20 protein-coding genes and 1 tRNA gene are annotated in these 26,012 nt (G+C 52.2%); 15 read left to right on the top strand and 6 right to left on the bottom strand.

The window, feature by feature from the left end; all coding sequences use genetic code 11:
* Positions 1 to 6 precede the first annotated feature (6 nt).
* The 6 genes from PGR10_RS21970 to yjeJ all read left to right on the top strand — a co-directional run bounded on the left by PGR10_RS21970 (position 7) and on the right by yjeJ (position 8,445).
* Positions 7 to 2,550 (top strand): fimbria/pilus outer membrane usher protein, encoded by a 2,544-nt coding sequence (locus PGR10_RS21970; protein ID WP_087859215.1) that lies wholly within the window; start codon positions 7 to 9, stop codon positions 2,548 to 2,550.
* Between the two features lie 23 nt (positions 2,551 to 2,573).
* Complete coding sequence (locus tag PGR10_RS21965; RefSeq protein WP_087859216.1) at positions 2,574 to 3,590, top strand: fimbrial protein; 1,017 nt, start codon at positions 2,574 to 2,576, stop codon at positions 3,588 to 3,590.
* A 132-nt stretch (positions 3,591 to 3,722) separates the two neighbouring features.
* Positions 3,723 to 4,094 (top strand): hypothetical protein, encoded by a 372-nt coding sequence (locus PGR10_RS21960; RefSeq protein WP_045396432.1) that lies wholly within the window; start codon positions 3,723 to 3,725, stop codon positions 4,092 to 4,094.
* 71 nt (positions 4,095 to 4,165) lie between these two features.
* Entirely contained in the window at positions 4,166 to 5,455 is a 1,290-nt protein-coding gene (locus PGR10_RS21955; protein WP_087859218.1) for an HlyD family secretion protein, read from the top strand.
* Positions 5,448 to 7,571, top strand: a complete 2,124-nt coding sequence (locus tag PGR10_RS21950; protein WP_316425429.1) for a peptidase domain-containing ABC transporter — start codon at positions 5,448 to 5,450, stop codon at positions 7,569 to 7,571. The genes PGR10_RS21955 and PGR10_RS21950 overlap by 8 nt, the downstream gene beginning before the upstream one ends.
* Before the next feature lie 10 nt (positions 7,572 to 7,581).
* Complete coding sequence (gene yjeJ / locus PGR10_RS21945) at positions 7,582 to 8,445, top strand: YjeJ family protein (RefSeq protein WP_430924102.1); 864 nt, start codon at positions 7,582 to 7,584, stop codon at positions 8,443 to 8,445.
* A gap of 42 nt (positions 8,446 to 8,487) precedes the next feature.
* Here the strand turns inward: yjeJ and PGR10_RS21940 are convergent, their stop codons facing one another.
* From PGR10_RS21940 to PGR10_RS21930, 3 genes are all read right to left on the bottom strand, one after another.
* Positions 8,488 to 8,841, bottom strand: coding sequence for a DUF4156 domain-containing protein (locus PGR10_RS21940; RefSeq protein WP_015368664.1), 354 nt, complete (start codon positions 8,839 to 8,841; stop codon positions 8,488 to 8,490).
* Positions 8,842 to 8,968: 127 nt separating this feature from the next.
* A complete protein-coding gene (gene groL / locus PGR10_RS21935; RefSeq protein ID WP_015368665.1) occupies positions 8,969 to 10,615 on the bottom strand; it encodes a chaperonin GroEL in 1,647 nt (548 codons plus the stop codon).
* Between the two features lie 37 nt (positions 10,616 to 10,652).
* Positions 10,653 to 10,946: a co-chaperone GroES gene (locus PGR10_RS21930; RefSeq protein WP_003855929.1), complete on the bottom strand. Its 294-nt coding sequence runs from the start codon at positions 10,944 to 10,946 to the stop codon at positions 10,653 to 10,655.
* A gap of 231 nt (positions 10,947 to 11,177) precedes the next feature.
* Between PGR10_RS21930 and yjeH the strand changes: the two genes are divergently transcribed.
* Positions 11,178 to 12,425, top strand: coding sequence for an L-methionine/branched-chain amino acid transporter (gene yjeH / locus PGR10_RS21925; RefSeq protein WP_113374734.1), 1,248 nt, complete (start codon positions 11,178 to 11,180; stop codon positions 12,423 to 12,425).
* 31 nt (positions 12,426 to 12,456) lie between these two features.
* Here yjeH and PGR10_RS21920 read toward each other — a convergent pair whose 3' ends face one another.
* Positions 12,457 to 12,927, bottom strand: a complete 471-nt coding sequence (locus PGR10_RS21920) for an FxsA family protein (RefSeq protein WP_015368667.1) — start codon at positions 12,925 to 12,927, stop codon at positions 12,457 to 12,459.
* A 335-nt stretch (positions 12,928 to 13,262) separates the two neighbouring features.
* Here PGR10_RS21920 and aspA point away from each other — a divergent pair, with 335 nt between their 5' ends.
* The 7 genes from aspA to PGR10_RS21885 all read left to right on the top strand — a co-directional run bounded on the left by aspA (position 13,263) and on the right by PGR10_RS21885 (position 21,182).
* Positions 13,263 to 14,699, top strand: coding sequence for an aspartate ammonia-lyase (gene aspA, locus PGR10_RS21915; protein ID WP_045380159.1), 1,437 nt, complete (start codon positions 13,263 to 13,265; stop codon positions 14,697 to 14,699).
* A gap of 116 nt (positions 14,700 to 14,815) precedes the next feature.
* Entirely contained in the window at positions 14,816 to 16,117 is a 1,302-nt protein-coding gene (locus PGR10_RS21910; protein ID WP_047040086.1) for an anaerobic C4-dicarboxylate transporter, read from the top strand.
* A gap of 99 nt (positions 16,118 to 16,216) precedes the next feature.
* Positions 16,217 to 16,540, top strand: coding sequence for a divalent cation tolerance protein CutA (cutA, locus tag PGR10_RS21905; RefSeq protein ID WP_032715456.1), 324 nt, complete (start codon positions 16,217 to 16,219; stop codon positions 16,538 to 16,540).
* Entirely contained in the window at positions 16,516 to 18,228 is a 1,713-nt protein-coding gene (locus tag PGR10_RS21900; protein ID WP_430924101.1) for a protein-disulfide reductase DsbD, read from the top strand. Before cutA ends, PGR10_RS21900 begins: the two co-directional genes overlap by 25 nt.
* A 35-nt stretch (positions 18,229 to 18,263) precedes the next feature.
* Positions 18,264 to 18,839, top strand: coding sequence for a transcriptional regulator (locus tag PGR10_RS21895; RefSeq protein ID WP_113374765.1), 576 nt, complete (start codon positions 18,264 to 18,266; stop codon positions 18,837 to 18,839).
* Positions 18,840 to 18,904: 65 nt separating this feature from the next.
* On the top strand, positions 18,905 to 20,992 hold the full coding sequence (locus PGR10_RS21890; RefSeq protein ID WP_430924100.1) for a DUF1176 domain-containing protein: 2,088 nt from the start codon (positions 18,905 to 18,907) through the stop codon (positions 20,990 to 20,992).
* 114 nt (positions 20,993 to 21,106) lie between these two features.
* A tRNA-Phe gene (locus PGR10_RS21885) sits at positions 21,107 to 21,182 on the top strand.
* 533 nt (positions 21,183 to 21,715) lie between these two features.
* Here PGR10_RS21885 and PGR10_RS21880 read toward each other — a convergent pair.
* Together PGR10_RS21880 and PGR10_RS21875 are read right to left on the bottom strand one after the other, a co-directional pair.
* The gene (locus PGR10_RS21880) at positions 21,716 to 22,003 is read right to left on the bottom strand and encodes a PerC family transcriptional regulator (RefSeq protein ID WP_020079839.1); all 288 of its coding nucleotides are present in this window, start codon (positions 22,001 to 22,003) and stop codon (positions 21,716 to 21,718) included.
* Positions 22,004 to 22,333: 330 nt separating this feature from the next.
* Positions 22,334 to 22,900: a helix-turn-helix transcriptional regulator gene (locus tag PGR10_RS21875; protein ID WP_020079840.1), complete on the bottom strand. Its 567-nt coding sequence runs from the start codon at positions 22,898 to 22,900 to the stop codon at positions 22,334 to 22,336.
* A gap of 651 nt (positions 22,901 to 23,551) precedes the next feature.
* Here PGR10_RS21875 and pgaA point away from each other — a divergent pair.
* Complete coding sequence (gene pgaA / locus PGR10_RS21870; protein ID WP_430924098.1) at positions 23,552 to 25,999, top strand: poly-beta-1,6 N-acetyl-D-glucosamine export porin PgaA; 2,448 nt, start codon at positions 23,552 to 23,554, stop codon at positions 25,997 to 25,999.
* Positions 26,000 to 26,012: the final 13 nt, after the last annotated feature.

The following is a 26,012-nucleotide window of genomic DNA, read 5'->3' as shown; positions in this document are numbered from 1 at the left end:
GTGTCTATGCAAAATAAAAATAAAGAGCTATTCAAACTATCAACGCTCTGCATCACGTTGTTGCCAGCGTTTTTTTGTGGTTTGGATAATAAAGCGCAAGCACGTGATTTCTTCGATCCCTCATTCATCAATTCATTGAATGGTAGCGATCCTTCAAACGCCCCAGACTTATCTGTTTTTGAAGCCAGGAACGCTCAGGCGCCCGGGGATTATCGGGTTGACATTGTTTTCAACGGTCAATATCTGGATACCCGTACTATCAAGTTTGTTATTGATAGCCATACTGCCGATAAGAGTGATGATATCAAATTAACCCCCTGTTTCACGCTTAAAGACCTGGCGGAATATGGTGTCAGAGTGAAATCCTTCCCAGCTCTGAAAGAAGATGCCAATAACTGCGTTAACCTAACGGTCATACCGGATACAAAAGCGGATTTCGATTTTACTGCACAACGGTTAAATATCTCCATACCACAAGCGGCATTATCCACCGTTGTGCAAGGATTTATTCCGGAAGATCAATTTGATGAAGGTATTAACGCGCTGTTAATGAATTACCAGTTCAGCGGCTCGAATGATTTCGAATCAGAAGATGAATACTATAGCCTTAACCTCCAGTCCGGTTTAAATCTTGGTCCATGGCGTATCCGAAATCTGAGCACCTGGAATAAAACGAAAGGAGAATCCAGCGACTGGGAATCAGCTTACCTGTACATGCAGCGCAGCATTCGCCCTCTTAATAGTAATCTGGTAATGGGTGAAAGCTCCTCGCTCTCCGGTATTTTTGATAGCGTGCCGTTTACCGGGATTCAAATGGCAACGGATACCTCCATGCTGCCGGAGAGCCTTCGCGGCTATGCGCCAATTATCCGAGGGATTGCAAAAACCAACGCCAGGGTGATTGTTAAGCAGAATGGCTACCAGGTATATCAGACCTACGTCGCCCCCGGCGCCTTTGAAATTACCGATATGTACCCAAGCGGCGGTAGCGGCGATCTGTACGTAACGGTAGAAGAATCGGATGGCTCAAAGCAAGAATTCATCGTGCCGTTCGCTACGCTGCCGGTCATGGTGCGCGAAGGCCAGCTACAGTATGAAATCACCTCTGGTAAATATCGTCCTTATGATGGCGGAGTTGACGAAACGCCATTCACCCAAGCGACAATAAGCTATGGTGTATCCAGTAGCCTGACGGCCTACGGCGGGATGCAAATGGCCTCGCACTATCAAGCATTATCATCCGGTCTAGGCTATAACCTCGGTGATTTTGGCGCGGCTTCAGCAGACGTCACCCAAGCCTGGTCAAAGATCCAGGATCAAGAAAAGACGTCGGGTCAGTCCTGGCGTATCCGCTACGGTAAAAACATCCTTGATACCGGTACTAACATTACTATCGCGGGTTACCGATACTCTACCAAAGGCTTTAACACTCTGTCAGAGGTGTTCGATAGTTATTCAAACGACGGCAGCTATACCACCCGCTCACTGCGCAACCGTACCAACCTGACGCTTAATCAAAGCTTAGGTAAAGGGCTCGGTAGTCTCTCTATTAGCGGTCTGGTAGAAGATTATTGGGATGATAAACGCACCAATAAATCTATCAGCGTTGGCTATAACGGTGGCTTTAAAAACGTGAACTTCTACTTGGGTTATAGCTATAGCCGCTATACCTGGAGCAGCAATAGCGCGAATAAAGATGCCCAGGACGATCAGCGTATCACCCTAACGGTTACTTTACCGATCGGCAACTGGCTTCCTGGCACCTATACCAGTTACCAGCTCACCAATAGCAACCCAGGCTCAACGGATCAATCGGTTGCTATCGGCGGCGTCGGGCTGGAAAACGATAGTCTGGACTGGAGTATTCAGCAAGGATACAGCAACCGCGAGTATTACAGCGGCGACATGCGCGCCACCTTTAACAGTTCTCAGGGGAGTGTTAACGCCGGTTACAGCTACGATCGCGATAGCCAACGCATTGATTATGGCGCCAACGGCAGCATTATCGCGCACGCTGACGGCATCACTTTAGGTCAGGACATCACCGATGCTGCCGTACTGGTTAAAGCTCCGGGGCTGGATGACGTCAAACTGACGACCGATAACACCATTTCGACCGACTATCGCGGCTATGCCATCGTGCCTTACGTTACCCCTTATCGTCGCACCGATATCACTCTCGACACCGCCACGCTTGGCGATGATATGGAACTACCGGAAACAACGCAAACCGTGGTGCCGACTCGCGGCGCTATTGTGCGGGCCAACTACGACGGCAAGATTGGGCAACGTGCCTTTATTCATCTTAAATCCGCCAGCGGTCAGGACATTCCCTATGGAGCGATGGTTTTACTGGCTGGTGATGCGAAAAGCCAGGCAAGTATCGTTAGCGATGCCGGGATGGTCTATATGTCCGGTCTACAGCAAACCGGGACGCTCAACGTTCAGTGGGGAAAAAGTAGTTCCCAGCAGTGTCATGCCCCCTTCACGTTACCGCCGCGGGAAGGCAAAACCGCTGGCTTAAACCAGGTCGAAGCGGTATGTCGCTAGCCATCATTTAAGGACAAATATTGATGAAGAGAATATTTATTCTATTAATGCTTTTAGTTATCGGTGGTGAGGCGGCTGCAAAATGTAGTTACTCAGGTAGCATCCAGCGGCAAGCATTTACTATTAGAGCAAAAATACCGACAGACGACTCAATTCCAGTGGGCAGCATATTATATTCGACTAAATACGGCACTGGTAACTATAAAAACTTCACATGCAGCCAGAAAGATAACGATCAGTATATTACGACTATCAGTACCGCTGAGGTCGCCGGCGTTACAGGAATGCATGGAATGCCGGTGTATGAAACCGGAATTGACGGTATTGGATTCCAGGTATCCGATCTGCTGGAAAGTAAAAATGGCGCACTGGTTCCTGCCGTTGCGGGTTCGGTACTGGTACCGTTTGAAAAAACCTCAGATAACTACTATAAGTTTGTCACCGTGTGGTTTATCAAAACAAAACAGGTCATTGATACTTCAGGGTCGGATTCAAACCCGTCAATAAGTTTCTCTGTCGGCAACCCTACAACCAACCCAAGCGCCAGTGATAGACTTTTATACACTACGAGTATCAAACTGAAAAATACTACCTATCAGGCAACATCCTGTGATATATCGCCCTCCAGTTCACAGATAACGCTCGGTCGGATTAAAAAAAGCACGCTAATGTCGGTCTCCCGCGGCGGCGTGACACCAGAGCAAAAAAACATCTTATTAACCATTAACTGCCCAGCCGGTTCAATCGGTAATACGTTAATGTACTGGTTTAATCCGATAGGCACCGCCAGCGCATCTGGCGATGGCATCATTGATAATATGATAACCGATGATAGCGGCGCCAAAAATGTCGGTATCATTTTCAAACAAACTGGGACGCCTTTAGTTTTCTATGATATGGATAGCTATAGCTTCAACAGTGCAGCGACTTCGCAGGTCATCAACCTTACCGCTGACTACTATCGCCAAAGCAATAGTGTTGACGATATTACTAACGGTAAAGTTAAGGCAATGTTAGAGGTAGTTATACAGGAACAATAATATTAAGAAAATAGACATGAATTCACAAACAATTCATGTCTATTACATTGCTTAAAAAGCAATCGTCGCTTACATTTCTGCCCGACCCGTAATTAGGTCAATCCGTAATAATATTAATTTAAAGGAATAAATATGAAGCAATTAACAGTATTTGAGATGGAAGAGATCTCCGGAGGCTATTCATGGGATTTCTCTTCAATTTCTTCTACCGTGACATCTTTACTTGGTAATGCGGCTGAAGCCGCAGGCTCCGCAATCCTCGGATCCGTTATTGTCGGTGCAATTGGCGCCTCTGTTGGAGGAACATTAGGTGGGACAAATGGTGGGCTTTTAGGTTTCGGCCTGTTGGGTAACCTGGTTGGATTATTTGCTGGTGCAGCCGTCGGTGCAATTGCAGGTGCTGTCGGCGCCGTGGCAGTAGGCTGGGATAAGTGCATTGATTATTTAGGTCAACTTATCGACGCCGGGCTTGATGGTACCTTTGTACCTTGGCCATCATCGTAAATATCTTTTTACATAAACAAAGGCCATATTGGCCTTTGTTTCCCCGACTACTATAATCAGAATCATCATTCATGAATAATAAGCTTTATCGCAAGGAAGCGATCGAATACAAAAGAAATCACTGGAAAGGTAAAGCCTTATTGCTCGCTGGCTTACCTGCATGGTTGATTGCATTGTTATCGGCACTATTTCTCATTGCGCTTATTTGCGCACTCATTTTTTGTAAGTTCACACAGCGCGTTGACGTTCAGGGCGAAGTCATCACCCTCCCTCACTCGATTAACGTCTTTGCGCCGCAGCAAGGATTTGTCGTTAAGCAATTCGTGAAAATTGGTGACGTCGTTAAAAAAAACCAACCGCTCTACGAAATTGATGTGTCCCGCAGCACCACCAGCGGCAATGTCAGTGCGGCGCAGATAGAAGTCATCAATGAAAAAATTGCCAACTCTGACGACATCATCAAAAAGCTGGAAGATAATAAAAGTCAGACATTAAATGCGCTAAATGCCCAGTTGAAAACCACTACTGACTCTCTGAAAGAGACCAACCGAATGCTGGTCAATACCCAGGTCGGTCTGAAAAAAATGCATGATAACCTTTCCAGCTACGATAAATACCTTAGCAATGGCCTGATAACAAAAGATCAGTATAACTATCAGCACTCTTTATACTTTCAACAGCAAAGCGCGTATCAATCTCTGGTTAGCCAGAAGATGCAACTGGAATCACAAATCACCCAGCTTAATAGCGATAAAATCACTAAAGCTGCGGATTTTGATAACCAAATATCCAGCCAGTACAACCAATCCAACGATTTTAAAAATCAACTCGTTGAATCCAACGCTAACGGTAACATTATTATTAAATCCACCAGCGATGGCAGAATTGAGTCACTTTCAGCTACCCAAGGGCAAACCGTTGATAACGGCAGCAGCCTGGCACAGATAAAACCTACAGGAAACGTTGAGTATTTTCTTATCCTTTGGCTACCAAACAATACTATCCCCTATTTAAAAACTGGGGATACCATTAATATTCGCTATGATGCTTTCCCATCAGACAAATTCGGGCAATTCCCTGGAAAAATCATATCAATATCCTCAATGCCGGCATCACGACAAGAGATGTCTGAATATACCAACGTCAACAATGGTGGTAATCAGCAACAAGAACTGGCGCTGTATAAAGCAATCGTCAAAATTAAAGATAAACAGTTCGAATATGACGGGAAAAAGCTGAGCCTGTCCAACGGCCTTAAAGCACAAGCCGTTGTTTTTCTTGAAGAACGCCCTCTCTATATGTGGATGTTTACTCCGGTTTATAAGATTACTCAAAGCGTGAGCGGCCCGATTCATGACTAATGAACTGTTTGAGAAAATTACGGCGAAAGTTAATTTTTCAATACTGAAAAAGACGCCGGTCATATTACAATCCGAAGCCGCCGAATGCGGCATTGCCTGCCTGGCAATGATTTGCGGCCATTATGGCCTCGATATCGATCTCTTCAACTTCCGCCAGCGTTTTGGTAGCCCTTCTCAGGGGGTCACGCTGATGTCATTGAGCAAAACGGCGGAACATGCCGGCTTAAAAAGCCGGGCGCTGTCGCTCGATCTCGACGAAATCAGGCAATTAAAGCTACCCTGCGTTATCCACTGGGGAATGAACCACTACGTCGTGCTCACCAAAGTGCGAAAGTCCAGTTTTGTCGTCCACGATCCGGCGCTGGGTAAACGCATTATCGGCATTCAGGAAATGTCGAATAATTTTACCGGCATCGCCTTAGAGCTATGGCCCGATCAGAACTTTCAGCAGGAAAAAGCCAAATCTCGCCTGCGTTTGTTAGATCTGATGCGCAATATTGTTGGCTTAAAATCAGCGCTGCTGAAAATTTTCGCCTTCTCGGTGGTGGTTGAAGCTATCGGCTTACTGCTGCCGATAGGCACGCAGTTAGTCACTGACCACGTGATCATGGCCCACGATCAAAGCCTGCTCTCGGTTATCTGTATTGGCCTGGTTTTCTTTACCCTCTTCCGCACCTTTATCAGTATGCTGCGCGCATGGACTTCGCTGACGCTCAACACGCTGACCAATATTCAGTGGAAAACGACCCTTTTCGATCATTTGGCCAGCCTGCCGCTCTCTTTTTTTGAAAAGCGCCATCTGGGGGATATTCAGTCCCGTTTCTCATCGCTGGACACCATTCGCTCCACGTTCACTAATAGCATCGTCAGCGGCATTATCGATTCGATCATGACAATCGGGCTGCTGATTATGCTCACGCTGTACGGCGGTTGGCTAACATGGGTCGTCGTTGGCTTTACCTTATGCTACGCCATTATGCGTCTGGGAACTTATCGCTTCTATCGCCGCGTTGCTGAAGAACAGGTAATTAAAGGCGCACGTTCCAGTTCGCATTTTATGGAGTCGCTGTACGGTATTTCGACCATCAAAGCGCTGAATCTGAAAGAACGCCGCTCCCAGCACTGGCTGAATATCAATATCGATGCCTGTAATGCGGGGATCAAGCAAACCCGTTTCGACATGATGTTTAGCGGTATTAATACCTTCATTACCGCTATCGATCAGGTGGCAGTACTGTGGTTGGGCGCCATTATGGTTATTGATAATGAAATGACCCTCGGTATGTTTATGGCCTTTAACGCCTACCGCGGCCAGTTCTCCCAGCGCGCATCCAGCCTGGTTGACCTGACCATGCAGCTGCGCATGCTATCGCTGCATAACGAGCGTCTTTCAGAAATCGTCTTCAGCGAACCCGAGCAAGAATTACCATCACGGGACGTCTTCTCAAAAGATGCCGGCGCAAGACTTGAAGTCAAAAATCTCAGCTATCAGTACGATCCCTTTTCACAGCCGATTTTCTCAAACCTGAACATCACCGTTGAGCCGGGTGAGTCTGTCGCGCTGGTCGGGCCGTCCGGCGTCGGTAAGACCACGCTATTGAAAGTCATGTGCGGGCTGCTCTCCCCCACCAGCGGAGACGTCTTCGCCGATAATCTCGATATCCAGAAGATAGGTCTCAATAACTATCGCCAGGGAACGGCCTGCGTATTGCAGGAGGATAGACTCTTTTCCGGTTCGCTTATCGATAATATCAGCGGCTTTGAAGACAACGCCGATGTGGATTTTGTTGTCGAATGCGCTAAACGCTGCAACATCCACGACGAAATTATGAAAATGCCGATGGGCTATGAAACCATCATCGGTGAGTTAGGCTTAGGCATTTCCGGGGGCCAGAAGCAACGTATTTTGATTGCTCGCGCGCTTTACCGTAAGCCGAGCATTCTGTTTATGGATGAGGCCACCAGCCATCTCGATTTAAGAAATGAGTCGGTCATTAACCAATCGATTTCAGGGCTCAGTATTACCCGCATCATCGTTGCCCACCGCCCGTCAACTATCGCCTCTGCCGATCGGGTTATTGATTTGTCGCAGTCCAAAATACCAATGCCAGCGTAAGGAGAAGAATATGCAAGGAACGTTTATTGGTTTTAACACCGCCGGAATTACCTATGAAGACCATTTCATGGCGCTGCTGATGAAAGTACAAAACCAGAATGGCCTGTGTCGGACGTTCTATTTACAGGCGCCGGCGCTGGCTGACCTGCTCATGGTCCTGACAACTCGAATGTCTGTTTTCTTACAGCGCTTGCAGCAAAGCGACGATACGCTGAAAGAGGAGCTTATTGCCTACAATAATGAGCTCATCGCCAACACCCCGGCAGTCGATATGGTAGAGGTACAAAACCCCAATCCGGAGCTGCGGATCATGTCGATCACGTTGAAACCGGGGGTAAATGAGTCAACGCTGCTCCTGATGCTGCAGAACGAGCAAATCGCGACATTACGGATTGACGACCGGCAGGTAGAGGCGTTGATTCTGGGTATCAATCAATCACTAAAAATGGTTGCTGATACGAAATTAAATGAGTACCTGGCGCTGGCTTTGGATTATGTACTGCTGTATACCGTCGATTTAACGACCCAACCTAACATTGAGTACCAGCAATATGCTCAGGAAGAGTGGAAGCTGAATTTGTTTAGCCACCATCTGGCCGTGTTATACAGCTACGAGCAGGAGGAGGGTAAAAAAGTACTCTCCGGTGCGGTGATTAAAACCAGCGCCGCGCATCAGTCCGATGTTGAAAAGAGTATCGCGCTGCGTCTGCTTGAAAAGAGTCAGAAGCTAAAACAGGTCCACAGCCAGCATACGCCGTATCAAATCTTCAGTAAGGTAATTCCATCCTCACCAGGACAAATGCTGACCAGAGATGAATGTATGCTGTCGCTGCGTGAATTCTACGTGGCTACCAAAGCAGCGCTTGAGGCATAAGTTGTTAAGCACTCTCTGCCTGTGCAGAGAGTGCTTAACGCATCAGTTCGGGCACTTATAAACCTGGCCGTTCATCTGGCTATCGGTCGGAACAAAGCTCGACAGCAGGTTTTGCGTCGGGCTGCTCACGCCATAAATGACGTTACCGCCCATGGCCGCAGCCTGGTTACGTAGGGCATTCGCCGCGCCGCGCATCGAGCCGCCTTCATCGCCATTCTGGCCTGACAACCAGTTGCTTTGCGTACCGGTTGCCGTCCCTAACAGCTGGCATTCCGTTCCCGGTTTATCTTCAACAAAACGCACGCTCTGGCCGCCTGCGGTTAATTCGTTGCTGGAACTGCAACCCGCTAACAATAATGCTGCGCCGACAATCCCTGCTAAATATTTTACCTGCATGTTATTCCCCAATGAGCTGGACGCACTGGCCCGGATGTAAACCTTATACTAAAAAGCCAGCAAAAAGAAAAACCCCCAGCCATTTCTGACCGGGGGTTTCTGCATTTTTATGCCGTATAGCGCACGATTACATCATGCCGCCCATACCGCCCATGCCGCCCATGCCACCAGCAGCACCTAAATCAGGCGCGTCGCCTTTCGGCAGGTCGGTCACCATGCACTCGGTGGTGATCATCAGGCCAGCAACGGATGCCGCGTACTGCAGCGCAGAACGGGTGACTTTAGTCGGGTCCAGGATACCGAAGTCGATCATGTTGCCGTACTCTTCGGTAGCCGCGTTGTAACCGTAGTTACCGTCGCCTGCTTTCACGTTGTTGGCAACAACAGACGGCTCTTCACCGGCGTTGGAAACGATCTGACGCAGCGGCGCTTCCATTGCGCGCAGCGCAACTTTGATACCGACGTTCTGATCTTCGTTCTGACCGGTCAAGCCAGCGATTTTCGCCGCCACGCGGACCAGCGCTACGCCGCCGCCAGCTACCACGCCTTCTTCAACCGCAGCACGGGTCGCGTGCAGGGCATCGTCAACGCGCGCTTTTTTCTCTTTCATTTCAACTTCGGTAGCAGCACCGACTTTGATTACCGCAACACCGCCGGCCAGTTTAGCCACACGCTCCTGCAGTTTTTCACGGTCGTAATCAGAGGTCGCTTCTTCGATCTGCTTACGGATCTGAGCAACGCGGCCCTGAATTGCGGCTTCTTCGCCAACGCCATCGATGATGGTGGTGGTGTCTTTGTTGATAACAACGCGTTTCGCCTGACCCAGGTCTTCCAGAGTCGCTTTTTCCAGCTCCATACCGATCTCTTCAGAGATAACGGTACCGCCAGTCAGGGTTGCGATGTCCTGCAGCATGGCTTTACGACGATCGCCGAAGCCCGGCGCTTTAACCGCAGCAACTTTAACGATGCCGCGCATGGTGTTAACCACCAGGGTCGCCAGCGCTTCGCCTTCAACGTCTTCAGCGATGATAACCAGCGGTTTGCCAGCTTTCGCTACAGCTTCCAGGACCGGCAGCATTTCGCGGATGTTGGAGATTTTTTTGTCAGCCAGCAGGATGAACGGGCTTTCCAGTTCAACAGCGCCGGTATCCGGCTTGTTGATGAAGTAAGGGGACAGGTAGCCACGGTCGAACTGCATACCTTCAACGACGTCCAGCTCGTCTTCCAGACCGGTGCCGTCTTCAACGGTGATAACGCCTTCTTTACCGACTTTATCCATCGCTTCAGCGATCAGTTTACCTACGGTTTCGTCGGAGTTAGCGGAGATAGTACCAACCTGAGCAATGGCTTTAGAGTCAGAGCACGGTACGGACAGGGCTTTCAGTTCTTCAACAGCGGCAACGACAGCTTTGTCGATACCACGTTTCAGATCCATCGGGTTCATGCCCGCGGCAACGGCTTTCAGACCTTCGTTAACGATAGCCTGAGCCAGTACGGTTGCGGTGGTGGTACCGTCGCCTGCAGCGTCGTTCGCTTTAGAGGCAACTTCTTTCACCATCTGCGCGCCCATGTTTTCGAATTTGTCTTCCAGTTCGATTTCACGAGCTACGGAAACGCCATCTTTAGTGATGGTCGGCGCGCCGAAGGATTTGTCCAGAACAACGTTACGGCCTTTCGGGCCCAAGGTGACTTTAACTGCATCTGCCAGTACGTTTACGCCGCGCAGCATTTTTACACGAGCGTCGTTACCGAATTTTACGTCTTTTGCTGCCATTTCTTTTATTCCTCAAATTCGTTCAGGGTCGTGCGAATTACGCTTCAACAATTGCCAGGATGTCGCTTTCGGACATGATCAGCACTTCTTCGTTGTCGATTTTCTCAGACTTCACGCCGTAACCATCGTTGAAAATCACGATGTCACCAACTTTAACGTCCAGCGGCTGCACAGTTCCGTTTTCCAGGATGCGGCCTTTACCGACAGCGATGATTTCGCCACGAGTTGATTTAGCTGCCGCAGAACCGGTCAGAACGATGCCGCCTGCAGATTTGGTTTCAACTTCTTTACGTTTGACGATCACACGATCATGTAACGGACGAATACTCATTGATAGCTCTCCTTCGAGAAAGTCATTATCAGTTATGGATGGCGCCGGGCCGTAAACGGTTTCCGACTAGTGCAGAGAGAGATGGGGATGGCCATTTACCGCTTCAAGGGGAAAATTAAAAAAAAATTTCCGCCTGTGCGCTGACGCGCAAAAATATTCGCGTGGCGGCTGCGCTTTCTGGCGCAAAGGGTTGTGATAACATCGTTTTTTTGCCGCGCGCAGGGTTGAGTCATGAGTGGTTTAAAACAGGAGCTGGGGTTAGGTCAGGGAGTCGGGTTACTTTCGACATCACTACTGGGAACCGGCGTATTCGCCGTACCGGCGCTGGCGGCGCTGGTCTCAGGCGATAATAGCCTGTGGGCGTGGCCGGCGCTGATTCTCCTGGTCTTTCCCATCGCTATCGTGTTTGCCGTGCTTGGGCGCCACTTTCCCAGCGCTGGCGGCGTGGCTCATTTTGTGGATATGGCGTTCGGCCCACGTCTGGCACGGGTAACCGGTTGGCTGTTTTTATCGGTGATCCCGGTGGGCTTACCCGCCGCACTGCATATCGCCACCGGTTTTGGCCAGGCGCTGTTCGGCTGGCACGATACTCAGCTGCTGCTTGCCGAGCTCGGCACGCTAGCGATCGTCTGGTGGGTGGGCTCGCGCGGCGCCAGTTCCAGCGCCAATCTACAGACGCTGGTTGCGATATTGATTGTCGCGCTGATCGTCGCCATCTGGTGGCGCGGCGGCATAAACCCGGCGCAGATCCCTTTCCCGGAGCCTAAAGATGTCGACACGTCACAGCTGTTTGCGGCCCTATCGGTGATGTTCTGGTGCTTCGTCGGCCTGGAAGCCTTTGCTCATCTGGCATCTGAGTTTAAACGTCCGGAGCGCGACTTCCCTAGAGCGCTGATGATTGGCCTGGTGCTGGCAGGAACCGTTTATTGGGGCTGTACGGTAGTCGTTCTGCATTTTCACGCCTTCGGTGAGGAAATGGCGGCGGCGGCTTCGCTGCCAAACATCGTGGTGCGACTGTTCGGCGTGCAGGCGCTGTGGGTTGCCTGCGTAATCGGCTACCTCGCCTGCTTCGCCAGCCTTAATATCTATATCCAAAGTTTTGCCCGCCTGGTCTGGTCGCAGGCGCAGTTCAAGCCGGAGAGCTACCTGGCCCGCCTGTCGCCGCGCCAGGTACCGCGCAACGCCCTGAATGCGGTCTTAGGCTGCTGCGTACTTAGTACGCTGTGCATTTACTGGCTGAACATTAATCTCGATGCGCTGATCGTCTATGCCAACGGCATTTTCATCATGATTTATCTGCTGTGCATGCTGGCGGGATGCCGACTCCTGCACGGTAAATACCGCGTGCTGGCCATCGTGGGAAGCGTGCTCTGCATTTTGCTGTTAGCAATGGTCGGCTGGAAGAGCTTGTACGCCATTATTATGCTGGCGGTGCTGTGGTTCGCCTTACCTGCACGCTCACCTTCAGCAAGCCGATAACAAAAAACCGGCGCAGGCCGGTTTTGTCGTTTTAGCGGTCGTCTTTGTGATCCAGACGGTCGCGTTCGTCGTCTTTGCGCTGGAACTCCCCTTCGAAGGTGTCTCCGTTGCCAGCGCCGGCGCTAAAACCGCCGCCCGGCATCCGGCTAAAGCGCAGATACGGCATCAGTTTTAAGGTCATCAGCTTTTGCACCGGCGGCAACAACAGCAGCAGACCGAGGAAGTCGGTAAAGAAGCCCGGGATCAACAGCAGCAGCCCGGCGATAATCAGCGACACGCTTTTAATCATTTCTGCGGCAGGGCTTTCGCCAGCCGCCATTTTCTGCTGCATCAGCATCAGGTTTTTGAAGCCCTGGTTGCGGACCAGCGACATCCCCACAACCGAGCTAAAGATAACCAGGATCAGCGTCAACAGCACGCCAAGCACGTGCGCGACCTGGATAAAGATCGAGATCTCGACGTAAACGTATAAGAAAAAGGCAATAAATGGGATCCAACGCACCGGCGTCTCCTTCAATCGGCCGTCGTCGCAGACGCCCGTAGTGATAAATTTGCTATTCGCGTCATAGGAATGTGGGGTTGGCGCGCCATTTTTCAATCAACGACAACGGCATTTTTTTCAAAAATAGTAAAGCGGTGACTCATTTCACAGATTAATAATTCTTATCCGCCGCGCTATATAATAAGTGATCAAGGTTACTGAACTTCGCTATCATCAGCATATGATCGTGGGCACCGGGCCGGTTAAGGAAATAATCTTCGGTCTGAAAATACGCTAAATCCTATAAATTCTGTGTATTTGGTGAATTCATTGGCAGCTTGAAAAAGAAGGTTCACATGTTAAACAACATTCGTATCGAAGAAGATCTGTTGGGCACCAGGGAAGTTCCAGCTGACGCATACTATGGCGTTCATACTCTGAGAGCGATTGAAAACTTCTACATCAGCAACAACAAGATTAGCGACATCCCTGAGTTTGTTCGGGGCATGGTGATGGTGAAGAAGGCCGCCGCGCTGGCTAACAAGGAACTGCAAACCATTCCTAAAAGCGTAGCGAACACCATTGTCGCGGCATGCGATGAAGTGCTGAACAACGGTAAATGCATGGACCAGTTCCCGGTTGATGTGTTCCAGGGCGGCGCGGGCACCTCCGTCAATATGAACACCAACGAAGTGCTGGCGAATATCGGTCTGGAACTGATGGGCCACCAGAAAGGTGAATACCAGTTCCTCAACCCTAATGACCACGTCAACAAATGCCAGTCCACTAACGACGCCTACCCCACCGGTTTCCGCATCGCGGTCTATGCATCGATTCTCAAATTAATCGATGCTATCAAACAGCTGGGCGAAGGCTTCCAGGCGAAAGCCGTTGAGTTCCAGGACGTCCTGAAAATGGGCCGCACGCAGCTACAGGATGCGGTGCCGATGACCCTCGGCCAGGAATTCCACGCTTTTAACGTACTGCTGAACGAAGAAACCAAAAGCATTCTGCGTACCGCAGAGCTGCTGCTGGAAGTGAACCTCGGCGCGACCGCTATCGGGACTCGCCTGAACACCCCTGACGGCTACCAGCAGCTGGCGGTACAGAAACTGGCGGAAGTCAGCAACCTGCCGGTCGTTCCGGCGGAAGACCTGATTGAAGCGACTTCTGACTGCGGCGCGTATGTGATGGTTCACAGTTCGTTGAAACGCCTGGCGGTCAAACTGTCCAAGATTTGTAACGACCTGCGCCTGCTCTCTTCCGGCCCGCGCGCTGGCCTGAATGAAATCAACCTGCCAGAGCTGCAGGCCGGTTCCTCAATCATGCCGGCAAAAGTTAACCCGGTGGTGCCGGAAGTGGTTAACCAGGTGTGCTTCAAAGTTATCGGCAACGATACCACCGTGACCATGGCCTCCGAAGCCGGTCAGCTGCAGCTGAACGTTATGGAGCCGGTGATTGGCCAGGCGATGTTTGAATCTATCCACATCCTGACCAACGCCTGCTACAACCTGCTGGAAAAATGCGTGAACGGCATTACCGCTAACAAAGCGGTATGCGAAAGCTACGTCTACAACTCCATCGGTATCGTTACCTACCTCAACCCGTTCATCGGCCACCACAATGGCGATATCGTCGGTAAGATTTGCGCCGAAACCGGTAAGAGCGTACGTGAAGTGGTGCTGGAGCGCGGGCTGCTGACCGAAGCCGAACTGGATGACATTTTCTCCCCGCAAAACCTGATGCATCCGGCTTATAAAGCAAAACGGTATACCGATGAAAGCGAACAGTAAGCTTTCAGGGTAAACTAACCTAAGGCATGTCAGTGATGACATGCCTTTTTGCTTTTTTGGGTTTACGAAACGACAACAATTCAATATCAACTTGTTAAAAAACAAGGAAGGCATATATGTTTGGTGCAGAGCTCGTGGTTGTCCTGCTGGCAATCTATTTGGGGGCCCGACTCGGGGGCATTGGTATCGGCTTTGCCGGTGGCCTCGGCGTCCTCGTCTTAACCTTAATTTTTCAAATTCCACCCGGGGCGATCCCCTTTGACGTCATTGAAATCATCATGGCGGTTATCGCCGCTATCGCCGCGATGCAGGTCGCCGGAGGGATGGACTATCTGGTCAGCCTCGCCGAACGTATGCTACGCCGCCATCCCAAGTACATTACCTTCCTTGCGCCGCTGGTCACCTGGTTTATGACCGTGCTGGCAGGCACTGGTCATACCGCGTTTTCTACCCTGCCAGTCATCACCGAAGTGGCGAAAGAACAGGGTATTCGCCCTTCCCGCCCGCTCTCCATCGCCGTTGTCGCTTCGCAGATTGCGATTACCGCCTCGCCTATCTCCGCGGCAGTGGTCTTCTTTGCCGGTATTCTCGAACCACTTGGCGTCAGCTACCTGACGCTGCTGGCGATCTGCCTGCCGGTTACCCTGATTGCCGTCATGCTGACCGCCGTCGTCTGTAACTTCCTCGGCTGCGAGCTGAAAGACGACCCGGTATATCAGGAACGGCTGGCAAAAGGGGAAGTGAGCCTGCGCGGCAGTCAGGTCTTCGAGCTGAAGCCGCATGCTAAACGCTCCGTTCTGCTTTTCCTCGTCGGCATCGTCGCGGTCATGTTCTACGCTACCGCCATCAGCGACACCGTCGGCCTGATCCAGAACCCGGTGCTGCCGCGTAACGAAGCGATCGTGGTCTTCATGCTGACCATCGCCACGCTGATTAGCATCACTTGTAAAATCGATACCGGCGAAGTGCTGAACGCCAGCACCTTTAAGTCAGGAATGAGCGCCTGCGTCTGCGTGCTCGGCGTCGCCTGGCTCGGGGATACCTTCGTTAAAGCGCACATTGCCGATATCCAGACGGTAGCGGGCGATCTGCTGCAAAACTATCCGTGGTTGCTGGCGGTGGTGCTGTTCTTCGCCGCTACGCTGCTCTATTCACAGGCTGCCACGACCAAGGCATTGATGCCCGCCGCGCTGCTGCTTGGCGTCACCCCGCTGACGGCAATTGCCTCATTCGCGGCGGTCTCAGCGCTGTTCGTGCTGCCAACCTATCCGACCCTGCTGGCAGCGGTCGAAATGGACGACACCGGCTCCACGCGTATCGGCAAATATGTCTTTAACCATGCCTTCCTGATCCCGGGCGTCATCGCCATTACGCTTTGCGTGATCCTCGGATTCATCTTCGGCGGCCTCATGCTTTAAGATCGTTAAAAAGGGGCCAGTAAAGTAACTGGCCCCTTTGGTTAATCTCCCCGCATCATGCATGCTATAGTGCCTCTTTTCGCTGATACGAGGTTCACGATGACTACGCCTGATGCTGTTGTTGTACTCTGTACCGCGCCGGATGAAGCGACCGCCCAGGATCTGGCGGCCAAAGCGCTCGGAGAAAAACTCGCCGCCTGCGCCACCATCCTGCCGGGAGCGACGTCGCTCTACTACTGGGAAGGAAAGCTTGAGCAGGAGTATGAAGTCCAGATGCTGCTCAAAACCAACCTGGCCCATCAGCAGGCGTTACTGGACTGCCTGAAGTCCCATCACCCGTATCAAACCCCCGAACTACTGGTCCTGCCGGTTACTCACGGAGACAACGATTACCTCTCATGGCTCAACGCATCATTACGCTGATCCTGCTACTGTGCAGCGCATCCGCCAGCGCCGGGTTGTTTGACGCCCCCGGGCGTTCAAACTTCGTGCCTGCCGATCGGGCTTTCGCCTTTGACTTTCAGCAGAATCAACACGACCTCAACCTGAGCTGGCGCATCAAGGATGGCTACTACCTCTACCGTAAGCAGATTACGCTGACGACAAAGGACGCGGCGATCGTCGACCCTTCTCTACCGCCTGGCGAATGGCATGAAGACGAGTTTTATGGCAAAAGCGAAATTTATCGTCAGCGTCTGACATTACCGATTAGCCTCACGCAAGCCAGCAAAACAGCCACGCTGACCGTTACCTATCAGGGCTGCGCCGACGCCGGGTTCTGCTACCCGCCGGAGACCAAAATCGTGCCGCTCAGCGCGGTGCTCGCCGATTCCGGCAAGGCGCTGGCAGACCAACCTTCAGCACCCGCCAGCGGCAGCCAGACCGGCGCGGAACCCGCGTCGCTGCCGTTTTCAGCGCTATGGGCGCTGCTGATTGGTATCGGTATCGCCTTTACGCCTTGTGTTTTACCGATGTATCCGCTGATTTCCGGGATTGTCCTCGGCGGTAAACAGCGCTTATCAACGGCGCGCGCCCTGCTGCTGGCATTTATTTATGTCCAGGGGATGGCGGTTACCTATACCGCGCTGGGGCTGGTCGTAGCCGCCGCCGGTCTGCAATTCCAGGCCGCGCTGCAGCACCCTTACGTATTAATTGGGCTGTCAGCGGTATTTATCGCGCTGGCGCTGTCGATGTTCGGCCTGTTTACGCTGCAACTGCCTTCATCGCTGCAAACCCGACTGACGCTGATGAGCAACAAGCGCCAGGGTGGTTCGCCGGGCGGCGTGTTTGCAATGGGCGCCATCGCCGGGCTTATCTGTTCCCCTTGCACTACGGCCCCGCTTAGCGCCATTCTGTTGTATATCGCTCAAAGCGGTAACCTGTGGCTCGGCGGCGGCACGCTGTATCTGTACGCGCTGGGAATGGGGCTGCCGCTGATCCTGGTGACCGTGTTCGGTAACCGTCTGCTGCCGAAGAGCGGGCCGTGGATGGCTCATGTCAAGACCGCGTTTGGCTTCGTGATCCTCGCGCTGCCGGTTTTTTTACTGGAACGCGTTATCGGCGAAGCCTGGGGTTTACGTCTGTGGTCGTTGCTTGGCGTCGCCTTCTTTAGCTGGGCGTTTATCACCTCGCTTGGCGCCACCAAACCCTGGCTGCGTCTGGTGCAAATCGTCATGTTGGCCGCCGCGCTGGTTAGCGCGCGTCCGCTGCAGGATTGGGCCTTTGGCGCAACGGCCGTCCAGCAGCAGGCGCATCTGGAATTTACCCGCGTCAGCACCGTTGATGAACTCAACCAGGCGCTGGCTCAGGCCAAAGGGAAACCGGTCATGCTCGATCTGTATGCCGACTGGTGCGTGGCCTGCAAAGAGTTCGAAAAATATACCTTTAGCGCTCCTGAAGTGCGACAGGCCCTAAAAGAGACCGTTCTGTTGCAAGTGGATGTCACTAAGAACAGCGCGCAAGACGCGGCCCTGCTGAAGCATTTACAGGTGCTCGGCTTGCCGACGATTCTGTTCTTCAACGCGCAGGGAGAAGAACAGCCCGCGCAGCGCGTCACCGGGTTTATGGATGCTACGGCATTCAGCGCCCATTTGCGCGATTGGCAACCGTGAACGACACTTGAGGAGGATAAATGGAGGAGACTATCGTGCAACGTGAAGATGTCCTGGGTGAGGCCATACAAATTCTTGAAATCGAGGGTATCGCCAACACCACGCTGGAAATGGTCGCCGAACGCGTCGCATACCCGCTTGATGACCTCAAGCGCTTTTGGCCCGACCGCGAAGCGCTGCTTTATGACGCCCTGCGTTATTTAAGTCAGCAGGTTGATGCCTGGCGTCGCCAGCTGTTGCTGGATGAGACGCTGAGCGCAGAACAAAAGCTGCTGGCGCGCTATAGCGCGCTGACCAAATGCGTTAGCAACCACCGCTATCCGGGCTGCCTGTTTATCGCCGCCTGTACATTCTATCCGGATGCCCAGCACCCAATTCACCAGTTAGCGGAACAGCAGAAGCAGGCTTCGCTGGCCTACACGCACGAGCTGCTGACCCTGCTTGAGGTGGATGACCCGGAAATGGTCGCTAAGCAGATGGAATTAATTGTCGAAGGCTGCCTGAGCCGCATGCTGATCAAACGCAGCCAGGCCGACGTCGATACCGCCCAGCGTCTAGCGGAAGATATTCTGCGCTTTGCCCGCTGCCGGATGGGCGGCGCGCTCACGTAATTCGGATTTCCCAAGCCCTGCAAGGCGCATATAATTCCCTGACACTTTCTGTGGCAGGGATCTATATGCGTCCACTTCTCTGGGCCGCCGTAATGGGGCTCTGTTCGACCTCGCTGATGGCCGCCCCTCCTCGCGGTTTCTCTTTCGCCTACAAAGACTGGGAAGTCGCCTGCGATAATACCGGCACCTGCCGGGCTGCGGGCTATGGCGCGACAATGGGCGAAGTCAGCGTCCTGCTGACTCGCAGTGCAGGCGCAGGGCGGCAGGCAACCGCGCAGGTCACGTTTGCGCAGACCGAGCACGATATTCCGCCAGATGCCAGCGTAAATCTTTTTATCAACGATAGCGATCGCGGGACGCTTGAGGCTATCGACGACAGCCATTTTCATTTCGACAGTACGCAAACCAGCGCGCTTATTACCGCCCTGGAGCAAAACGCGAAAATCGAGCTATCGCTCAATGGCCAGCGCAAGCGGCTGTCTAACGCAGGCAGCAGCGCGGTGTTCCTCAAGATCGATGAATTCCAGCGGCGGATCGGCACCACCGATGCGCTGTTACGTAAAGGCGACGGTGACGACAGCACCGTTCTTCGCGCCATTCCCGCGCCGGAGATCCTGAGCGCGCCGTTTATTCACAGCGCTCAGCCCGTTGCGCTCAACGCGAAACAACAGCAGAAATGGCTACCGCAATTGGAAATCGCGCTCAACAGCCAGTGTGATGACAGGCAAAACGCCGATATTCCGACCAGCGAACGACAAATCACCCTCACTTCGCTGGATAAAAATCACTCGCTACTGCAGACTCTGTGCTGGCGCGCCGCCTATAACGACGGCTACGCGATGTGGGTTGTCGATAACACACAGGCCGCCAGGCCACAGCTCATTACTACGGATGCTTCCAGCTATAACGATGGCGTAATCGCCTTCTTCAACAAGGGACGCGGCGTCGCCGACTGCGTCAGCGGAGAAGAGCGAGTGTGGGATGGCAAAGCTTTTGTGCAAAGTCTGAAATACAGTACCGGCATGTGTCGGGAAATCACCCCAGGCGGAACCTGGCAGCTTCCTACCTTCGTCAGCAAGGTTATTCCCCGCAAGCAACGAGAGGCCGACATACTCGCGCTGAAGACGTTGCACGACGCGGTCCTAAAAGAGCAAAAACGCAACCCGGAACTTGCATTAGAGAACATTGCGGAACAGTTTCCGCTCAGCGGACACATCAGCCACTTTACCCTCACCTATGCCGACGACGCGCCGGTCTCAACCACCAAGCCAGCGGCGGATATCAGCGACGATGAGTGGCAGGCGTTTTTACATTCCGATATCAGCGCCGATTCGGAAAACGGCAAAGTCAGCTTCACGCTTATCGACCTCGACGGCGACGGCAAACGCGATCTCATCATCGATAGCTATGTTGGCGGTACCGGCCTGTTCAGCTATACCGGCGTGCTGAAACGCGGTGATAACGCCTTTGAATCGGTGAACGATGCCGACAACAATGACGACGATAACTTCGATGCCGGCGTGCCCGGCGCCCTTTACTCTATTAACGATCGCGGAGCGAACCAGTGGGGCCGCTGGGTCAGAATCAACGGCCAGGTTTACGCCCTGTGGTTTAACGGCGTGTTTGGGGAAGATAACCTCTATCTGCTGCGTCCGTTTAACCAGAGCGACCTGACGCCGGCCATCACCATCCGCTACCGTTATAACCTCAATATCATTAGCGCTGCGGAAAACGGGCAGTCACCCACCCCAGCCTTAAACGATAAAGATAAAGCGGGCTTATTGAAGTCATTGGACGTCATGCAAGGTAGCCTGCTAAAGGATAAACCTGCTGACGATAACGATGAGCCGATTTGCCCTGTTCCCCCCGGTACCGCTAAAGATGATGTGGACAGCTACTATGGCGGCGCTGCGGGGCACTACACCGTTGAAACGGTGGCGTGGATCCCGGTGTGGCTCAACGATAAATGCTTTATTGGCACCATTTTCAGCCATCATGGCGCTTACCGCCACGGGGTGGATGCGATCTTAACCATCAATTCGCCACGAGATGACGAAGAGATCGTTGGCGATTATGACATCTCCGGAAAACGCCATGCCATCGCCATCACCCGCGGCTGGAGAGTCCGCGAAGGCGATAACGGCGTGATGTGATTTTAAGCAAAACGCCCCTTTTGGCGCGGAATTGCCGCAAAGATAAGCAATCAAACAATAAATAGAGAAATTTCATTGACGCAGTGGGCGGATTACGGTTTAATGCGCCCCGTTGCCCGGATAGCTCAGTCGGTAGAGCAGGGGATTGAAAATCCCCGTGTCCTTGGTTCGATTCCGAGTCCGGGCACCACTTATTCAGAGAACCCGCCCAAAAGGCGGGTTTTTGCTTTTCTGCGACCGGACTCTTCATCGAACTGCGTTCGATTATTCGCCGCAACGCGGCTCACCCCTTCGGGGCCAGCGCGACAAGCGCGCTGTTCAACGCCTGCGGCGTTAGTCCGAGTCCGGGCACCACTTATTCAGAGAACCCGCCCAAAAGGCGGGTTTTTGCTTTTCTGCGGCCGGACTCTCCATCGAACTGCGTTCGATTATTCGCCGCAATGCGGCTCACCCCTTCGGGGCCAGCGCGACAAGCGCGCTGTTCAACGTCAATGGCATACCGTAGGCCTGATAAGCGCAGCGCCATCAGGCGTAATGCAGGCATAGAAATCCCCGGCTTGTATCGATAGCCTTTCCTCTACCCAAAGTATGATTTCAAAATGAAAAAATGAACCTGAAGGAGGAATGGAGGGAGCACTATGCATCAGAATTTAATCCCCATATCAGGGCACAAATGCTCTCCTCCTGAAACGGGCAAGAGAGAAAGGAACGCGCCACGCAGAGCTAGCGCCGCGTCGCTTTCTTCTTAGCGGGAAGGCGGAACACTTCCCCATTCGGCTTGGCAATTCCCATACGGTACTGCGTTTCTCTGGCTGCCTTGTGGATGTCAGCAAACTCTTCTTTACGCGCCGGCGGCAGCTTCGCTTTTTTCAGGCATTTATTGCGGTGCATCCTAATCCATTCACGGTCATTATCATCGACACACGTCTGCATCACATCCACCCAGCGCGAAGCGGCCCGACGGTACAATCCACGGGCTTCCAGAGACTCGGCAATACTGTCCTTGATCATTCGATAATTTCTCTCACATATGCTAGCTAATTTGCGTATATAAATATAACCACGCCATCCGAAGAAATAATGAAAGAAAACCCCGATAATTTGATCCACGATAAATCTATGCCAGCTCAATATTGAGGACATTTATAATATTAATTGCTGTGTGCATTAAAACTGCCGAAGCAGTAAGTACTTCCAAAGAGCATTTTTATCATATACCGCGGATTATCATCTGAGTTATTCCTGAACTACGGTTATACCTATCAATGATTGATTAAATTAACATAATACCGTTGTTGAGTAGCTTGTAGTAGATACCTTACTCTGTATTCATTTCCCTTTTTATCGCTTCTGCGCGGGACACTCCAGCAGTCTATTTTTAAAGATAAACAAACAGGCCTCATTAAAGTTGGCCAGTCCCAGACGTTCATAAAGCTCAATGCGTTTACGATACAGGCTTTTCACTGAAGTATTAAGCACCCCGGCAATTTGATCCATGGTCATTCCGGCCCTGAGCAAAGTCAACGTCATATGTTCCTGTGGTTTCAGGCTGAAATTCTTGAGCCATTCTCGGGTCAGCCGCTTACTCTTCACATCAAGAAACAGGCTAAATAAATTAGCCATATCCGTAGGCGTCAAAGACATGTTGAGAAACCACTTTAAGCTCAGCAAATGCTCTTCCCGATGGCGCATATCAAGCATAATACAGCAGATACGTTTACCCGCTTCCGCTGCGCCAGGAATAAGATAATCATAAAAACAAAGCGGCGCCCGACTATCCACCAGCACCGAAAACTCCTCGGCATCACTCTCAAAAAGCTTATGCTCAATCGAATGTAACTGGATGATATCTGGAAAGAAAATCCTTACCCCTTCAAAGAGATAGTGATCCTGAGTAACTAAAAACATTGTCGTTGCCACAAATCATCCCTTTAACAATAAAGCAACAAAACCCCTCCAGGGAGAATATGCACAGCGCCTGGTGGCGTGCTGACTATGGCGAGCAAAATAAAGCATGTGTTTGTCGTTTTAGTAAACCTCCAACCTCTCCATCTATAGTGAATGCTCCACTCCACGACTCTTACGTCATTTCCTAATTATCTGCCCTTCGGCTAATTATAAATAAAAAACTCGCACAAAAAAGAAGCTTTTCCACTATTGAGAATTTTTGTCAAAAATCGTCTTAAATATCTACACCAACAGCCTAACATTATGCATGGAAAAGCGAACCAAAAACATTAAAACAGAATTTCGGACGCGCTTTAACTTTTTCCAATTCAGTTAGTTATGCGTAACATCAGACAATTAATTATTGTATAAAAGGACAATTTCCAGATTTATCTTAAAACCACAGGTCTATTATTTGACATATTTTCAGGCAAACATATCAGGTGTACATTAATCACCACCCCGTTATCGCGAGGAGATATTTTATTACCTTAAATAAGTAATCGCAGCCGCGTACCGTCAGGTAAAAACTCATTACCCCATCCTTTTGCATTCAGCTAAAAGGCCGACGTGTTGTGCAATGGATTCTTGATGGACATATGGTAAATAGTTATGGGAAGATCAACTCGTTTCAATAAGTTATTCTTTTATCGCCGCACGACATTCTCGCTTTCAATTAGTTTATTGTTGTTAACGCCTATTCTGGCTCAGGGGGCTGAGTCGATATATGAACAACATGTACTACAGGCGCGTGAAGGTAATTACTCTCCTTTTCTCGATTATCTTCAGCAGTATCAGCAACAACATGCCTTGACGCCTGAGCAAGTCGCCGACTGGCTACAAATTGCCTCCTGGGCTGGACGTGATGAAGAAGTTATCCAGGTCTGGCAGCGTTATCAGGTTTATATGGCGCTACCGGCACGCGGTACGGCGGCAGCGGCGCAGGCTTACCGTAATCAAAAACGGTGGTCTTCGGCGCTGGCGCTTTGGGATCAAGCGCTCAGCCAACAGCCGAAGAACGACGATTATCTTATTAGCCGGATTAAAACACTGGCCGATGCGCGCCATGACGGGCAGGCGCTAAGTGAAGCCCGCCGCTTAGTCGCCACCACACCCAGCGCCGCTCACCTGCAGACGCTCTCCTACGTCTATTTACGTCAGGGAAAAAGCTGGGACCAGCTGCTCACCGATATGCGCGCGCAGGAGCTCGCGCCGCAAAACAGAGAGACGCTCAATAGCCTGATTGAAAGCCTGAGCAGCAATCGCATCAATTCGCCTGCGCTGCAATGGTCAGCCAAAACCACCTTAACGCCCGCACAGCAGCGAAAGCTGGAAATGGACGCGGCGGCGGAGTGGGTACGGCTGGCGGACACCCCTGCCCGCGGTGAACAGGAGCGCTTTCGCCTGGCGCAAATGGCGCTCAACCGCTACGACGCGCTGTTCGCCCGCTGGCGTCAGGATCCGCAGGCCGCAGAGGATCTTGCCCACGCGCGTATTGACCGCCTCGGCGCGCTATACACCCGCGGCTATTACACTCAGGTCATCAGTGAATATCAGTCGCTGACCGCCGCTCAGCAGCCCGTTCCTGACTGGGCCATCGGCTGGGTTATCTCCTCTTATCTTGCGCAACAGAACGTCGGGGCCGCGCAGGCGATCGCCCGCCAACATCCCCTTTATCGCCCTGATCCGCAAGATGATCAGCATGAGTTATTTTACGCGCTGCTGGACAGCGGCCAGTATCAGGCCGCCCGCGACTATCTCGCCAAAGTGACTAACGGTGTTCCCTACACCCGCCGCCTTTACGGCTCGCCGACGCCGCAGCCAAACGACCCGTGGCTGAACGCCCAATCGCTGAAGGTACAGTATTTACTGAGTACTAACGCATTGCCGGAAGCCGAGCGTCTCTCCCGCCGACTGGCCGCTACCGCGCCCGGTAATCAGGGGCTGCGCATTGACTACGCGGCGATACTGCAGGCGCACGGTTTACCCCGCGCCGCCGAACGGGAACTGAAAGCGGCGGAAGCGTTGGAGCCGTCGAATATTCCCCTCGAACGCCAGCAGGCCTACGTGGCGATGGATCTTCAGGAGTGGCGGCAGATGGAGCTATTAACCGATGACCTGCTGGCGCGCAGCCCTGAAGACCTGAGCACGCAAAAATTAGCTCGCGCTCGCGAGGTGCACCATATGTCGGAATTGCGTCTCAACAGTACTCAGGGGATCCACTCGGATAACCCGGTCAGCGGTAGCCACGACTTTAGCTGGGATGCAGCGATTTACGGCCCGCCAATCGCTGATAACTGGCGGCTTTTCGCCGGTAATCGCTTCGCCAAAGGAAATTTTGATGAAGGAAAAGGCTCCAGCCGCCAGCTCTTTGGCGGCATCGAATGGCGCCCGCGTGATGCCTGGGCTGAACTGGAAATCTCCAACAACAATTTTGCCGGCGACAACAAACCCGGCGCCCGGCTTTCCGCCTGGCAAAGTTTCAACGATCGCTGGCAGATTGGCGGCGAGGTCGAACGCCTGTCGCGCCAGACGCCGCTGCGCGCGCTGCGCAATGGTATCAGCGCCAACCGCGGCGAGGGATGGGTTCGCTGGTATCAAAACGAGCGACGCGAATATCGCTTTAGCGCCGCCGCCAGCCGCTTCTCCGACCACAACCGTCGTCAGGAATACACCTTCACCGGCAAAGAGCGGCTCTGGCAATCGCCAACCATCACGCTCGATCTGGAACCTGGGCTTTCGGCCAGCGCCAACAGCCGGACGGATACCCTGTACTACAACCCGAAACGCGACTTCGCCGCCACCTCGGCGCTGGTCGCCGATCACGTCATGTATCAGCACTACGATACCGTCTGGAGCCAGCAGCTTGCGGCAGGCGGCGGCGCCTACTGGCAAAAAGCATATTCGGCCGGCGCTATCGCCATGCTCGGCTACGGTCAGCGTATTCGCTGGAACAACGTGATCGACACCGGCGTGATGCTGAACTGGGACAAGCGCCCTTACGACGGCAAACGCGAAAGCAATCTCTCCATTGCCCTTGATGCGAATTTACGGTTTTAAGGATAAACATGGT

The organism is Klebsiella sp. 141198, assembly GCF_050600785.1.
GTDB lineage: Bacteria > Pseudomonadota > Gammaproteobacteria > Enterobacterales > Enterobacteriaceae > Klebsiella > Klebsiella aerogenes.
This window is presented reverse-complemented; position numbering and strand designations above follow the sequence as displayed.

Bases quoted from the DNA above. Each gene is read 5' to 3' on its own strand.
- PGR10_RS21970 (WP_087859215.1), top strand. From the start codon at position 7: ATGCAAAATAAAAATAAAGAGCTATTCAAACTATCAACGCTCTGCATC.
- PGR10_RS21965 (WP_087859216.1), top strand. From the start codon at position 2,574: ATGAAGAGAATATTTATTCTATTAATGCTTTTAGTTATCGGTGGTGAG.
- PGR10_RS21960 (WP_045396432.1), top strand. From the start codon at position 3,723: ATGAAGCAATTAACAGTATTTGAGATGGAAGAGATCTCCGGAGGCTAT.
- PGR10_RS21955 (WP_087859218.1), top strand. From the start codon at position 4,166: ATGAATAATAAGCTTTATCGCAAGGAAGCGATCGAATACAAAAGAAAT.
- PGR10_RS21950 (WP_316425429.1), top strand. From the start codon at position 5,448: ATGACTAATGAACTGTTTGAGAAAATTACGGCGAAAGTTAATTTTTCA.
- yjeJ (WP_430924102.1), top strand. From the start codon at position 7,582: ATGCAAGGAACGTTTATTGGTTTTAACACCGCCGGAATTACCTATGAA.
- PGR10_RS21940 (WP_015368664.1), bottom strand. From the start codon at position 8,841: ATGCAGGTAAAATATTTAGCAGGGATTGTCGGCGCAGCATTATTGTTA.
- groL (WP_015368665.1), bottom strand. From the start codon at position 10,615: ATGGCAGCAAAAGACGTAAAATTCGGTAACGACGCTCGTGTAAAAATG.
- PGR10_RS21930 (WP_003855929.1), bottom strand. From the start codon at position 10,946: ATGAGTATTCGTCCGTTACATGATCGTGTGATCGTCAAACGTAAAGAA.
- yjeH (WP_113374734.1), top strand. From the start codon at position 11,178: ATGAGTGGTTTAAAACAGGAGCTGGGGTTAGGTCAGGGAGTCGGGTTA.
- aspA (WP_045380159.1), top strand. From the start codon at position 13,263: ATGTTAAACAACATTCGTATCGAAGAAGATCTGTTGGGCACCAGGGAA.
- PGR10_RS21910 (WP_047040086.1), top strand. From the start codon at position 14,816: ATGTTTGGTGCAGAGCTCGTGGTTGTCCTGCTGGCAATCTATTTGGGG.
- cutA (WP_032715456.1), top strand. From the start codon at position 16,217: ATGACTACGCCTGATGCTGTTGTTGTACTCTGTACCGCGCCGGATGAA.
- PGR10_RS21900 (WP_430924101.1), top strand. From the start codon at position 16,516: ATGGCTCAACGCATCATTACGCTGATCCTGCTACTGTGCAGCGCATCC.
- PGR10_RS21890 (WP_430924100.1), top strand. From the start codon at position 18,905: ATGCGTCCACTTCTCTGGGCCGCCGTAATGGGGCTCTGTTCGACCTCG.
- PGR10_RS21880 (WP_020079839.1), bottom strand. From the start codon at position 22,003: ATGATCAAGGACAGTATTGCCGAGTCTCTGGAAGCCCGTGGATTGTAC.
- PGR10_RS21875 (WP_020079840.1), bottom strand. From the start codon at position 22,900: ATGTTTTTAGTTACTCAGGATCACTATCTCTTTGAAGGGGTAAGGATT.
- pgaA (WP_430924098.1), top strand. From the start codon at position 23,552: ATGGGAAGATCAACTCGTTTCAATAAGTTATTCTTTTATCGCCGCACG.